Genomic DNA, 13,569 nt, shown 5'->3' with positions numbered 1-13,569 from the left:
TCGCTTTCGGGTTATTTTGGCGGGATGAACAGCGTGGCTTCACACATTTTCAGGGCGCGGACGCAGCTGTCGGCACTCCTTATGGCAGGAACGATGCTGGCGTGGCCCGCCGCACCGCTGCTGGCCCAGGAAACCGCACCGACGCCGCCCCCGGCCGTGCCGACCCTTAGGGTGCCTGCCCCCGAGGCCGTCCCGACGGCCTCGACGATCCGGTCGATCACGGTCACCGGCAACCAGCGCCTCGAATCCCAGACGATCCTCTCTTATCTGCGCCTTCGCGTCGGCCAGTCCTATGAGCGCGCGACGCTCGACCAGGCGCTGAAGGACCTTGCAGCGACCGAGCTCTTCAAGGATTATCAGATCACCGACGACGCCGGCGCTCTGACCATCCAGGTCACCGAGAACCCGGTGATCAACCGCGTGATCCTCGAGGGGAACAAGCGGCTCAAGGAAGAGAAGATCCGCCCCGAGATCAAGCTCGCGCCGCGCCAGATCTTCACGCGCTCGAAGGTCCGCGCCGATGTTGCGCGCATCATCGAGCTCTACAAGCGCCAGGGCCGGTTCGCCGCGACCGTCGAGCCCAAGATGGTGCAGCTCGACCAGAACCGCGTCGACGTGGTGTTCGAGATCAACGAGGGGCCGAAATCGAAGGTCCGCCAGATCAACATCATCGGCAACGAGAAGTTCAGCGATGGCGACATCAAGGACGAGATGGCGACCAAGGAGACGGGGCTTTTGACGATGCTGTCGTCGAACACCACCTACGACCCTGATCGCCTTGCCTATGACCAGCAGAAGGTGCGCCTCTTCTACCTGCAGAACGGTTATGCCGACTTCCGCGTCATTTCCGCTGTCGCCGAGCTTACGAGCAACAAGCAGGATTTCATCATCACCTATGTCGTCGAGGAAGGCGAACGCTACAAGTTCGGCGAGGTGAACCTCGAGAGCAGCCTGCGCGACTTCAAGCCGGAAACGATGAAGGCGATGCTGCCGATGAAGACCGGCGACTGGTACAATGCCAAGCAGGTCGAGGACACGGTCGAGCGCCTCAGCGAGACCGCGGGCCTGTTCGGCTATGCCTTTGCCGACATCAACCCCGAATTCCGCCGCAACCCCGAAACGCGGACGATGGACATCACGTTCAACGTCGCCGAAAGCCCGCGTACCTACGTGGAGCGGATCGACGTCAACGGCAATACGCTCACGCAGGACAAGGTGGTCCGCCGCGAATTCCGCCTCAACGAAGGCGATGCCTTCAACAGCTTTGCGGTGAAGCGCACCGAAGGGCGCATCAACAGCCTCGGCTATTTCCAGGAAAATCTCGAGGTCCAGCGCAAGGAAGGCAGCGCGCCCGACCGCATCATTCTTGAAACCAATGTCGAGGAGAAGCCGACGGGCGAACTCTCGCTTTCGGCGGGCTTCTCGTCGATCGAAAGCTTCCTCGTCCAGGCCTCGATCCGCCAGCGCAATTTCCGCGGCAAGGGCCAGCAGCTGCAGGCCTCGGTCAATTATTCAAGCTATTCGAAATCGGTCGAGCTCGGCTTTACCGAGCCATATCTGTTCGACCGCAATATCTCGATCGGCGGCAGCGTCTATCGCCGCGATCTCAACTCGTTCAACTTCATCAACAACGATCGCCGCACTACATTCGAGCAGACGACGACCGGTTTCCAGATCAACGTGGGCGTGCCGCTCACCGAATATATGTCGGCGTTCGGGCGCTACAGCCTCAATTTCGACGACGTGTCGCTCGATCGCAGCATCTATTATTTCGGCGACGAGTGCGACCCGCTGGTGGCGGGCCGCTATCTTTGCGACGCGATCGGCAAGCGCACGACATCGCTCCTCGGCCTCACGCTCGCCTATGACGATCGCGACAACCGTCTGCGCCCGACGCGCGGCCAGTCCTTCTCCTTCAGCCAGGACTTCGCGGGTCTCGGCGGCAGCGTCAAATATGTGCGTAGCCGTGCCGCGGCGAGCAAGCATTTCAATCTTGGTAGCCGGTTCATCCTCAATCTCTCGGCGGAAGGCGGATATATTTATCCCCTCGGCGGCCGCCCGACGCCGTCGAGCGACAAGGTTCGCCTGACCGACCGCTTCTTCCTCGGTGAGCCCCAGATGCGCGGCTTCGACATTCGCGGCCTTGGCCCGCGCGTGATCCGCTACAGCAATGTCGATATTAGCGACCCCGCCAATCCGGTGCTCGACACGACGATCAACCGCAACCAGCTCATCGATGACGCGCTGGGCGGCCGCGCTTATTATCAGGGCCGCGTCGAGATCGATATTCCGCTTGGCTCGGGCGCAAAGGAAATGGGGCTGCGGCCTTCGGTCTTCCTCGACGTGGGCTCGGTCTTCAACGTTCGCCGTCCGCAGCTTACGACGCTTGCGGATTTCCGCGATCCTTCCGATGGCCTCACCAAATATCTTTGCCGCAATGCCTCGACGGGCACGCAGCAGTTCGGGACGCAGGCAACGGGCTCCGACGGTACGCCGAGCGGCAGCTACAGCGTCTGCCCCGAAGGCTTCTCCTCGCTCGCCCCGTTCGAGGAACGCTTCTATGGTGACACCTGGATGCCCCGGGTGTCGATCGGTGCGGGCGTCAACTGGAATTCGCCTTTCGGTCCCTTCCGGATCGACTTCGCTTACGCCCTTCGCAAAGAAGAGGGCGATGATACGAAACGCTTCTCATTCAATGTAGGAACTCAATTCTGATGAAGAAAATTTTTGTCGCTTCGGCGCTGGCGATTGCCGCGCTGTCGGTTTCGCCCATGACTGCCGCGCCCGCCGCGGCCCAATCGAAGACCGGGATCGGCATCGCCGACCTCGATGTGGCGACGACGCGCTCGAACGCCTATCAGACCGCGCTGAACCAGATCCGCACCACCTACAAGGCGCAGATCGACCAGGTCGAGGCGCGCGACCAGACGCTGGGCGCAGAGCTCAACGTGCTGCGTGCCAAGGCGAACGAAGAAGCCAAGAAGACGCCGCAGAACAAGGCAGCGCTCGATGCCGCGGTCAAGGCATTCCAGGACAAGTCGGCGGCCGCCCAGCGCGAAATCGCGCAGATGGCCCAGCCCTATGAACTCGCCCGTGCCTACGCGATCGACCAAATCACCGTGCGTCTCGACGATGCGGTCAAGGGTGCGATGACCAAGCGCAAGGTCGATCTGCTCCTCAACTATGACCAGCAGGTCGTTCTCGCCGCGCAGCCGCCCGTCGATATCACCGATGCGATCATCGCCGAGCTCAACACGCTGGTGCCGAGCGTGTCGATCGCCGTTCCCGCCGGCTACCAGCCGGGTCAGCTGATGCAGCAGAAGAACCAGGCGCTCCTCAACGCCGCCCGCGCGCAGCAGGGCCAGGCAGCACCGGCTGCGACGACCCCGGCGCCGGCGACGGGCACGCCGCCTACCACGCGCTAAGGCGATGGCCGAAGGAAGCGAGGATAAGGCTGCTTTGGGCCCGGCGGACATCCGCCGGGTCCTCGCGCTGCTGCCGCATCGCTATCCGATGCTGCTCGTCGACCGGGTGGTCGCGATGGAGAAGGACAGCTCGATCCACGCGGTCAAGGCCGTGACGATGAACGAGCCCTTCTTTCAGGGACATTTTCCTGGCCGGCCGATCATGCCCGGTGTTCTCATCGTCGAGGCGCTGGCGCAGGCCGGCGGCGTCCTTGCGATCGAATCGCTGGGGCTCGCAGGTTCCGGCAAGCTGGTCTACTTCATGGGCATCGACGGAGTGAAATTCCGCAAGCCCGTCGAGCCCGGCCACCTTCTCGACCTCCACGTCACCATCCTTCAGGCCAAGCGGAACATCTGCAAGTTCGAAGGGCGCGCGATGCTGGATGGTCAGCTCGCGACCGAATGCCAGTTCACCGCGATGATCGCCGATCCGCCCGCGGATTAAGGCGCCCTTGCAAATTTTCGCGTTCGCCGTTAGGGGACGCCGCTTCGCGGCCCCCCGACGGGAAAGCATCGACTCAGCGGCTGGTCGGAAACCAGCGGCACAGGAGCTTTAGAGATGAAAAAAGACATTCACCCCGACTATCACATGATCACGGTCAAGATGACCGATGGCACCGAATATCAGACGCGCTCGACCTGGGGCAGCGAGGGCGACGTGATGACGCTCGAAATCGACCCCACCGCGCACCCGGCCTGGACCGGCGGTCAGGGCCGCATGCTCGACACGGGCGGCCAGGTCGCCAAGTTCAACAAGCGTTTCGGCGGTCTGACGCTCAAGCGCTGATCGCGCGCTCCCGGCCTTGGCCAGGAGGAGCTTATTCCAGAACTTTAGCAAGCGCGCTTTGCCAACCGGCAAGGCGCGCTTTGCGTATGTCCGCCTCCAGTGCCGGGGTGAAGCGCGTCGTCTGTCCGCGCATCGCCTGCGCCGCGCTGGCAAGATCGGGGTAGAGGCCCGCCCCCGTCGCAGCGAGCATGGCGGCGCCAAGCGCGGTGCTCTCGACGAAGTCGGGCCGCTCGACGGTGAGGTCCAGCATGTCGGCAAGGTCCTGGGCCATCCAGTTGTTTGATGCCATGCCGCCGTCGATCCTCAGATCCGCCCAGTCGACGCCGTCGGCGGCAAAGGCGGATTTGAGGTCATGCGCCTGATAGGCCTGCGCCTCCAGTGCGGCGCGCGCCACATGCGCCTTGCTGCTTGAAAAGCTGAGCCCCGAGAGCGCGGCGAGCGCCCCGGGCTGCCAGTGCGGCGCCCCGAGGCCCGAGAGGGCGGGGACGAGATAGACGCCGCCATTGTCGCCGAGCGAGCGGGCGAGCCCCTCGCTCTCGCCCGCGCTTGCGAGAAGGCCGAGCCCGTCGCGGAGCCACTGGATAAGGCTGCCCGCGACGAACACCGAGCCTTCGAGCGCGTAGGATCGGACATCGCCTTCCTGGACGAGCACGGTGGAAAGCAGGCGGTTTGCTGAATGCGGGCGGCGCGTTCCGCTTGCCGAAAGGATGAAGGCGCCGGTGCCGAAGGTCGCCTTGGTCTGCCCGGGGGAAAGACAGGCCTGGCCGATCGTCGCAGCTTGCTGGTCGCCCGCCATGCCGCAGATCGGAACCGCGCCGCCGAAGAGGGCGGGATCGGTGGTCCCGACGCTCGCCGTGCAGCCGACGATCTCGGGCAGCAGCGCCATTGGAACGCCGAAGAGGTCGCAAAGCCCTGCGTCCCAAACGCCCCCGCCGTCGATGGCCATCAGCAAGGTGCGCGAGGCATTGGTCGCATCGCTCACATGCACGCCGCCCGTCAGGCGATAGACGAGGTAGGATTCGATCGTTCCCACCGCAAGCCGGTCTCCTGCCTCGCGAAGCTGCGGCCAGTTTTTAAGCGCCCAGCTGATCTTGGTTCCGGAAAAATAGGGATCAAGAAGGAGGCCGCTTTTCGCCTGTACTGCCGCTTCATGGCCTCCCTCTTTCAGCGCCATGCAGTCGGCGGCGGTGCGCCGGTCCTGCCAGACGATCGCAGGGGCGAGAGGTTCGCCCGTCTCCCGGTCCCAGAACACTGCCGTTTCGCGCTGGTTGGTGATGCCGATCGCTGCGATCCGAGCCGCGCCGCCCGCCTTGTCGATCATCGCGCGGGTGCAGGCGAGGGTGGCCTTCCAGATTTCGGCCGCGTCATGCTCGACGAGCCCGGGGCCCGGGTAATGCTGGCGGAACTCGCGCTGCGCGCTGCCGAGCGGCGTGCCGTCGGCGGCAAAGAGCATCGTGCGGGTGGAGGTCGTGCCCTCGTCGATGACGATGATATACTCGGTCACTCGCCTGTCCACTCCACCGCCCTCACAGAGCCTGGCTCGGCCCTGCCTGTCTTCCCCCGCACGATGCAGAAAGAAGGACCTTTCGACAAGGTCAGCGCGATATGGGACGGAGATGTACAGCGCTGTCGCATTTGACCGAAGATGGCCTGGCGAAGTCGTTGGCATCCGGAGCGCCTTCGCTTTCTCCTGGCTGAGATTCCGGTCTGGCGGCTCGCAAGACATCAGGGCAGTTTGCGCAATATTGCAGCAACTCGACCGCGTAGAACTATAACAATGATTTGCATTCGTTCTTACTATGTTCTATTTTGCCTCGCAATCCGACGCGGCCCAAGCGACTTGACGGACCCGCAGGCGAGCGCCCATTTGTAGGCCAGAGAGAAGCGAGAGAAACGTGCAACAACAGACTTTCTGGGGTTTCAGAGACGCCAGCGGTCCGATCGCGGCGCCGCTCGACGCGCTGCTGGAGCTTGGCGCCTATGAGGCACTTTGGTCGCGGCAGAATGCAAGCTTCAAGTCGATCGCGGATCGGTTTCGAGATAATCCTGATCTGAGGCCTTCGGATCTTGTTCCCCTGGACGAGGCACGCGCTGTCGGCGCGCGCGTACTCAACAAGCTGCGCAATCGGACTGGACGATTTGACGTCCGCATCCATGGCGAGACCGAATATCCCGAGCGGCTTCGCGACGCGACGCATCCGCTCGAGTTTTTTTATTTTCAGGGCAATTGGGCACTAGCCTCGACTCCGGCTGTCGCGGTCGTTGGCACTCGCAAACCCTCGCAAAAGGCGCTTGAACGCGCCCGCTTTCTTGCGAAAAAGCTCGTAGCAGACGGCTTTACCGTAGTGTCGGGTCTTGCTGAAGGTATCGACACCGCGGCGCATAGCGCGGCGATTGAAGGCGGCGGCCAGACGATTGCCGTGATTGGTACGCCGCTCGGTGAAGTCTATCCCAAACGCAACGCCGCCCTTCAGGAGAAGATTGCGCGCGAATATCTGCTTATCAGTCAAGTTCCGGTTGAACGCTATGAAGCGCAGGATTTTCGCGTCAATCGCTTCTTCTTTCCTGAGCGCAACAAGACAATGGCGGCGCTCACACAGGCTACCATTATTGTCGAGGCCGGTGAGACGTCCGGGACGCTCGTTCAGGCGCGCGAAGCGCTGAAGCAGAAGCGAAAGCTCTTCATCATGAACAGCTGTTTCGAAAATTCGGAGTTGACCTGGCCCCGCAAGTTTGAACTGGAGGGCGCGATCCGCGTCAACAGCTATGCCGACGTCAGACGCGAGCTGGTCGGGACGGCTTAGGTTGATTGGGGACCTCGAGCGCCCCGATCACCATCACCTCGAAGCCGGCGACCAGTGTGCCTTCTTTGGCGAATATACGCCTGGCGAAGGCTGGAAGCACAGCAGCACCAACAATCTTATCCTCAATCTCAAAAAGGTACCGAGGACTACCCGAAATACGGCACAATGGCCGCACAAGCTCGCTGCAATCAGAGATGCCGCCGCGGCGATCCGGGCAAACCTAGATCCGCAGCGCATGGCGACGACTTTGCTCGTGCCGATCCCGTCTTCGAAGACGGCCGCGCATCCCGACTATGATCCGCGAATGCTCCACGTGGGCGAAAGCGTGGGCGCCCCCTTCTGCTGCGCCGAGCTATTGCGGACCGTCATCGATCGCGCCGCGCTCCATGGCTCTGCCGAACGCCGCGACCCTGAGGCGCTCGCCGCGACGATGGCGTGCGAAGCGCACCTCCTTGCGCCTGGCGTTGAACGCATCCTCCTAATAGACGACATGATCACAACCGGCTGCAGCTTTCGCGCCTGCCGTAACATCATCGCCGACCAATGGCCCTCGATGCCGGTCTTCGGCCTCTTCATCTCGCGCCGCGTTCTTCCAAATCCCTTTGCCGCCTTCACCGATTTGATACCCTGACGCGTTGGAGAATAACACGAGCCGACCACATTGAGGTGATGGACTATCGCCTCGCCGCTGGGCTGGTAGCAGCTGACCAGATCGAGACGGATCTTGGAGGATGGAAGCGATGCTGCGGGAGTTGAGCGTGCCGATGGCGAGGGCAAGAATGCGGCGCTCTAGGCGCGTGCGAGCCGCAAAGCGCCCGGGCGTGGGGCGAAAGCCCTGCGGAGATTTTGGCAATATCTTGCAATCGGGGACGACATCTGCCATATGATTGTGCAGCGCAGCATGGCGGACACACCGCCGCAACCTCCGGCAGCGTGATTTTCCCGCCCGAGACAGGTGCGGGACGAGCCGGAAGCGCTTTTGTCCCCTGAGGCACCCTTTCACGCGGGTCGTTTCGAACCCGCCCGCCGCGCGCGGCCGTTCTTCGGCGCGTTCGCGGCCCGTTTGTGAGTATGAGATAATATGGAATTCAAGGACTTCGGCCTCCACGCCGACATCGAGCGAGCACTCGCGGCAAAGCGTTACAGCGAGCCGACCCCGATCCAGGAGCAGGCGATCCCCGTCCTGCTCCAGGGCCGCGACCTTTGCGGCATTGCGCAGACCGGCACCGGCAAGACCGCAGCCTTTTCGCTTCCCTCGCTCGACTATCTGCTGAACAATCCCAGGCGGCCCGCGCCGCGTGGCTGCCGCATGCTTGTTCTTTCGCCGACGCGCGAGCTTGCAGCGCAGATTGCGCAGAGCTGCCGTGATTATGGCCGCTTTACCAAATTCAGCGTCACGACCGTCTTCGGCGGCGTGCCGATCAACAGGCAGATCCGCGAGCTTGCGCAGGGCGTCGACATTCTCGTCGCCACGCCCGGCCGCCTGCTCGACCTCATCGACCAGCGTGCGCTTCGCCTCGCGGATGTCGAGATATTCGTCCTCGACGAGGCCGACCAGATGATGGACATGGGCTTCATCCATTCGCTGCGCCGGATCGCCAAGCTCTTGCCGGAAGAACGCCAGAACCTCTTCTTCTCGGCGACAATGCCGAAGGAGATCGCGGCGCTTGCACAGCAGTTCCTCAATGATCCCGTCACCGTCTCGGTAGCGCCGCAGGCGACGACTGCCGAAAAGGTCCGCCAGCAGGTGACCTTTGTCGAGCAGAAGGAAAAGCAGGCGCTTCTCCATCATGTGCTGAAGAGCGAGAATATCGACCGCGCGCTCATTTTCACGCGCACCAAGCACGGCGCCGACCGCGTCGTGCGCCACCTCGCGGGCGCCGGGATCCAGGCTTATGCGATCCACGGCAACAAGAGCCAGGCGCAGCGGACGACCGCGCTCCAGGCCTTCCGCTCGGGGCAGGTGCGGCTGCTCGTTGCGACCGACATCGCCGCGCGCGGCATCGACGTCTCGGGGGTGAGCCATGTGATCAACTTCGAGATCCCGAACGTGCCCGAGCAATATGTGCACCGCATCGGCCGCACCGCCCGCGCCGGGGCCGAGGGGCTTGCGATCAGTTTCGTCGCGCCCGACGAAAAGGCTTATCTGCGCGATATCGAACGGGTGACGCGCACCCGCGCCGAGCCGGTGAAGCTCCCTGAGGGTTTTACGGAAATGGTCCGCAACCTGCCCAAGCCCGCCCAGGCGCCGCGCAACACCGGCGGCAAGGGCCGCGATCCGCAGCGCCAGCGCGACGAGGCGCTGCGCAGGAAGGGCGAAGGGCAACGCGATGCAGCTCACCGCGGCCCGCGCCGCGAGGCGCAAGCCGGTGACGGCGTACAGCAGCCGCAGCGCAAGCGGCGTTTTCGTCCGCGCCGAAGCGGCGTTGGCGCGCACAAGGGCGCGGTGACGCGCGTCGGTTAATTCGCTCGCGCCTGCTCCTTCCGCTCGCGGCCGCGCTTGCCCATTCCCCTGTCTTTCCCTAGCGTTAGGCGAACGAAAGAGGGGCCTTGAGGCAAACTCGAAGGTGAACGGGAGACGCGCATGGCCGGGCAGGACGCTGACGGTGCCACGACAAGCCGGCAGAGCGAGCGCAAGGTCATCCTTGCCTCTTCGCTCGGCACGGTCTTCGAATGGTATGATTTCTATCTCTACGGTCTGCTCGCGACGATCATTTCGGCGCAGTTTTTCTCGGGCGTCAATGAGACCACGGGCTTCATCTTCGCGCTGGCCGCCTTTGCGGCGGGCTTTGCCGTGCGCCCGTTTGGCGCGCTCGTCTTTGGCCGGATCGGCGATCTTGTCGGACGCAAATATACCTTCCTCGTGACGATGGGACTGATGGGCCTCTCGACCTTTCTCGTCGGCGTTCTCCCAAGCTATGCAGCGGTGGGCGTTGCGGCGCCGATCCTGCTTGTGCTGCTCCGACTCGTCCAGGGGCTCGCGCTCGGCGGCGAATATGGGGGCGCTGCGACCTATGTCGCAGAACATGCGCCCGACGGTAAGCGGGGCCTCTTCACCAGCTTCATCCAGACCACCGCAACGCTTGGTCTGTTCGCCGCATTGCTCGTCGTCATCGCAACGCGCTTTCTCGTGGGCGAGGAAGCCTTCGCCGACTGGGGGTGGCGCATTCCCTTCCTCATCTCGGTCATTCTCCTTGGCGTCTCGCTCTGGATCCGCCTCCAGCTTGAGGAGAGCCCGGTTTTTAGGCGCATGAAGGAAGAGGGGACGACCTCCAAGGCGCCGCTCACCGAAGCCTTTGGCCGCTGGTCGAACCTCAAATGGGTGCTCGTCGCGCTGCTCGGCGCGGTCGCGGGGCAGGCGGTTGTCTGGTACACCGGGCAGTTCTACGCACTCTTTTTCCTGGAAAAGACGCTGAAGATCGATGGCGGGACCGCGAATATCCTGATCGCGATCGCGCTGGCGCTCGGCACGCCATTCTTCATCGTCTTTGGCTGGCTGAGCGACCGGATCGGACGCAAGCCGATCATCCTTCTGGGCTGCGCGCTTGCGGCGCTGACCTATTTTCCGGCCTTCCAGATGCTGACGGCGGCAGGCAATCCGGCGATGGCCGCAGCGCAGGCGCGCGCTGCGGTCACGGTCACGGCCGATCCTGGCGTCTGTTCGTTCCAGTTCGACCCTGTGGGCAGGAACAGGTTCGAGCGCACCGGCTGCGACATCGCGAAGGCCGCGCTCGCCAAGTCCGGGGTCAGCTATACCAGCGTGACGCGCGAGCGCATCACCGGCGCGCCCGCGCATGTCCGGATCGGCGCGCGCGAGCTCATTGCGCCCGAGCCGTGGCGGCTAGCGGAAGAGGCGCGCAGCGATGCCGCCGAGGCCTTTCGCCGTGAGCTTTCCGCCGCAACCGCTGCGGCGGGCTATCCTGCGGCCGCCGATCCCGATGCGATCGACAAGCCGCGCGTCGTTGCGATCCTCTTCTGGCTCGTTCTCCTCGTGACGATGGTTTATGGCCCGATCGCGGCGCTTCTCGTTGAACTTTTTCCGAGCCGCATCCGCTACTCGGCGATGTCGCTTCCCTATCATATCGGCAATGGCTGGTTCGGCGGCTTCCTGCCCACGACCGCCTTTGCGATGGTCGCAGCGACGGGGAACATCTATTATGGTCTCTGGTATCCGATCGGAGTTGCGCTGCTGACGCTGGTCGTGGGCCTGCTCTTCCTCCCTGAAACCTTCCGCCGCTCCATTCATTGAGCGCCCCCCGGATTGACCCCGCCGGGCCGCCCGCTAGGGTCGGATGACGGGGTTGGGGAGGGCTTATGATTGATGATGATGATTTCGAGGAGCCGCCGCTGCGGCGTCCGCTCGTGCGGCGCAAGCGTGTCCTTATCCCGCTCGGTCTGTGCCTCCTCATGCTTGCGGTCTTTCTTGCGCTCAGGACGCCTGACACCGACCGCGACGCGATGATCGCCAAATATGGCGGCGGCGATGCCCAGTTTGCGCTTGGTCCTGCGGGCCAGCGGATCCATTACCGCGATCAGGGCCGGCGCGACGGGCCGGTGATGCTGCTGCTCCACGGATCGAACAGCAGCCTTCACACATGGGAGCCGCTCGTGAAGCGGCTGGGCGCAAGCTACCGCATCGTCACGCTTGATTTGCCCGGTCACGGTCTCACCGGTGCGACGCCTGACAAGGATTATGGCGCCGAGGGGATGATGGCCGCGGTCGATGTCGTCGCAGCGCAGCTTGACCTTGATCATTTCATTCTCGGGGGCAATTCGATGGGGGGCTGGGCCGCGTGGCGCTATGCGCTCGCCGAGCCCGGCCGCGTCGATGCGCTGCTGCTGCTCGATGCGGCTGGCATGCCGCTGCGCAAGGGCGAGAAGCGGCCGCCTTCAAATGTCGGCTTCCGCCTCCTTCAATATCCTTTCGGCCGCTGGCTCGCGGGCCAGATCACGCCGCGTGCGCTCGTTGAAAAATCGCTGCGCGGCTCGGTCGCGCGGCAGGAGATCATCGATGATGCGATGGTCGACCGCTACTGGGAGCTGCTGCGCTTTCCAGGCAACCGCGAGGCGACGTCGCTGCGGGCCCGCAGCGACCGCGAACCCGCGATGGCGGACCGGATCGGCGAAATTCGGGCGCCGACGCTGATCCTCTTCGGCAAGGAGGACCGGCTGATCAATCCGAGCGCCGCTAAGACCTTCCATGAGCGTATCGCGGGCTCCGAGGTGGTGCTCCTCGCCGGCGTCGGGCATCTGCCGATGGAAGAGGCGCCCGAGGCGACCGCGGCTGCGATCGCGGACTTCCTCACGCGGCGGCTTGCGCCGCCCCACCCTCTTCCAGAAACGCCCTGATCCGCGCCGCGACCTCCGCGGCATGGGTGAAGGGAAAGAGGTGCGATCCCGGCATTGTCTCGAGGAGGGCGCCGTCGATGAGCTCGGCGATCGCCTGGCCGTGGCACGATGGAACGACCCCGTCGCGCTCGCCTGTGAGAACCAATGTGGGCAGCCTCTTCAGCGAGGGCAGCATCGGCGCGCTCGTCCAGCCCGCCATGGCGGCGGCCTGATAGGCAAGGCCGAGCGGGGTGGCGGTCGGCAGCTTGAGCCCGCTTGCGAGCATGTCCTCGTCGAGGAGCGCCGCCCAGCCGATCCCGGGCGCCGAGACTGTCGGCGTGGTCGCCATCAGGACGAGGCGGCGGACTCGCCCGTAAAACTGCACCGCGATCTGCTGCGCCAGCGCGCCGCCCCAGCTGAAGCCGGCAAGATCGATTCTTTCCTGGCCGAAGCGGTCGGCGATCTCCATCACCGTCGCAGCCATTGTCGGGGCGCCATAGGGGAGCAGCGCATCGGGCGATCCCCCGACGCCGGGCATATCGAGCGTCCACACCTCGCGTCCCCAAATCTGGGCCAGCAGCGGCGCCGCGGCGCCGATGTCGGCGCCAATGCCATTGAGGAAGACGAGCGGCGTTCCGCCCGCATCCACCCGCCAGCGTGCGACGCGCAGCGCGAGGCCAGAGACCCGCTGCACGCTAAGAGTGGGGTTGCCCGCAATCCTGCTCATAGCGGGCTGCCTTTGCATATCCAGGAGACGGTGGAAAGCCCGCGCGCAGCCTATGCCGGAGGATGACTGGCCGCGGCTGCGCGTGCGGCCTGTTCGTAGCGCAGGCAGTCAAAAATCTTGGCGCCGGCTAGAAACACCGAACCCGAGCAGGCGACGAGGAGCAATTTGCCGCCGATGCCCGGAAACTGGTCGAGATAGGCCATGCCCCGCGCCATCGCGCCGACGCCGAGCGCGTAGATGATAAGGCACGCCTCGAACCGGGTCTTGATAACGAAGAGTCGTCCGATTTTTTTCCACATCATCGTCGGTCCAGCAAAAGCCATGCCACTCGCGCAAATCGGGGACTTGTGCTTTTGGGCATATGGTTACTCGTAAATTAATCCGACAATCGAGGGAAGGGGGGAGGGGCCGGCAGGAGTGTTTCGGACGGCCGGATGCCCAACATTCGCCGCATTGCAT

General features: G+C 63.9%; 12 protein-coding genes. 9 read left to right on the top strand and 3 right to left on the bottom strand.

Annotated elements, in window-relative coordinates:
- The first annotated feature begins 24 nt into the window (after positions 1-24).
- From bamA to rpmE, 4 genes are all read left to right on the top strand, one after another.
- The gene (bamA, locus tag LH20_RS13680; RefSeq protein ID WP_053554684.1) at positions 25-2,715 is read left to right on the top strand and encodes an outer membrane protein assembly factor BamA; all 2,691 of its coding nucleotides are present in this window, start codon (positions 25-27) and stop codon (positions 2,713-2,715) included.
- The gene (locus LH20_RS13675) at positions 2,715-3,425 is read left to right on the top strand and encodes an OmpH family outer membrane protein (protein ID WP_053554683.1); all 711 of its coding nucleotides are present in this window, start codon (positions 2,715-2,717) and stop codon (positions 3,423-3,425) included. The genes bamA and LH20_RS13675 overlap by 1 nt, the downstream gene beginning before the upstream one ends.
- Before the next feature lie 4 nt (positions 3,426-3,429).
- On the top strand, positions 3,430-3,909 hold the full coding sequence (gene fabZ / locus LH20_RS13670; protein ID WP_053554682.1) for a 3-hydroxyacyl-ACP dehydratase FabZ: 480 nt from the start codon (positions 3,430-3,432) through the stop codon (positions 3,907-3,909).
- Between the two features lie 114 nt (positions 3,910-4,023).
- Complete coding sequence (gene rpmE, locus LH20_RS13665) at positions 4,024-4,251, top strand: 50S ribosomal protein L31 (RefSeq protein WP_053554681.1); 228 nt, start codon at positions 4,024-4,026, stop codon at positions 4,249-4,251.
- 31 nt (positions 4,252-4,282) lie between these two features.
- Here rpmE and LH20_RS13660 read toward each other — a convergent pair whose 3' ends face one another.
- A complete protein-coding gene (locus tag LH20_RS13660; protein WP_053554680.1) occupies positions 4,283-5,755 on the bottom strand; it encodes a glycerol kinase in 1,473 nt (490 codons plus the stop codon).
- 391 nt (positions 5,756-6,146) lie between these two features.
- Here LH20_RS13660 and LH20_RS13655 point away from each other — a divergent pair, with 391 nt between their 5' ends.
- The 5 genes from LH20_RS13655 (at position 6,147) to LH20_RS13635 (ending at position 12,404) form a co-directional block, all read left to right on the top strand.
- Positions 6,147-7,055, top strand: a complete 909-nt coding sequence (locus tag LH20_RS13655) for a DNA-processing protein DprA (protein WP_053554679.1) — start codon at positions 6,147-6,149, stop codon at positions 7,053-7,055.
- Positions 7,018-7,686, top strand: a complete 669-nt coding sequence (locus LH20_RS13650) for a phosphoribosyltransferase (protein ID WP_144423576.1) — start codon at positions 7,018-7,020, stop codon at positions 7,684-7,686. The genes LH20_RS13655 and LH20_RS13650 overlap by 38 nt, the downstream gene beginning before the upstream one ends.
- Positions 7,687-8,136: 450 nt before the next feature.
- Positions 8,137-9,519, top strand: coding sequence for a DEAD/DEAH box helicase (locus LH20_RS13645; protein ID WP_053554677.1), 1,383 nt, complete (start codon positions 8,137-8,139; stop codon positions 9,517-9,519).
- Between the two features lie 120 nt (positions 9,520-9,639).
- Entirely contained in the window at positions 9,640-11,304 is a 1,665-nt protein-coding gene (locus tag LH20_RS13640) for an MFS transporter (protein WP_053554676.1), read from the top strand.
- A gap of 65 nt (positions 11,305-11,369) precedes the next feature.
- Complete coding sequence (locus LH20_RS13635) at positions 11,370-12,404, top strand: alpha/beta fold hydrolase (RefSeq protein ID WP_053554675.1); 1,035 nt, start codon at positions 11,370-11,372, stop codon at positions 12,402-12,404.
- Here the strand turns inward: LH20_RS13635 and LH20_RS13630 are convergent.
- Together LH20_RS13630 and LH20_RS13625 are read right to left on the bottom strand one after the other, a co-directional pair.
- Complete coding sequence (locus tag LH20_RS13630) at positions 12,358-13,110, bottom strand: alpha/beta fold hydrolase (protein WP_053554674.1); 753 nt, start codon at positions 13,108-13,110, stop codon at positions 12,358-12,360. The genes LH20_RS13635 and LH20_RS13630 overlap by 47 nt on opposite strands.
- Positions 13,111-13,160: 50 nt before the next feature.
- The gene (locus LH20_RS13625; RefSeq protein ID WP_053556288.1) at positions 13,161-13,409 is read right to left on the bottom strand and encodes a hypothetical protein; all 249 of its coding nucleotides are present in this window, start codon (positions 13,407-13,409) and stop codon (positions 13,161-13,163) included.
- Positions 13,410-13,569: the final 160 nt, after the last annotated feature.

Origin of the sequence: Sphingopyxis sp. 113P3, from assembly GCF_001278035.1 — a bacterium.
GTDB lineage: Bacteria > Pseudomonadota > Alphaproteobacteria > Sphingomonadales > Sphingomonadaceae > Sphingopyxis.
The sequence above is the reverse complement of the archived record's forward strand: the minus strand, read 5'-3'. Positions and strand labels throughout refer to the sequence as shown.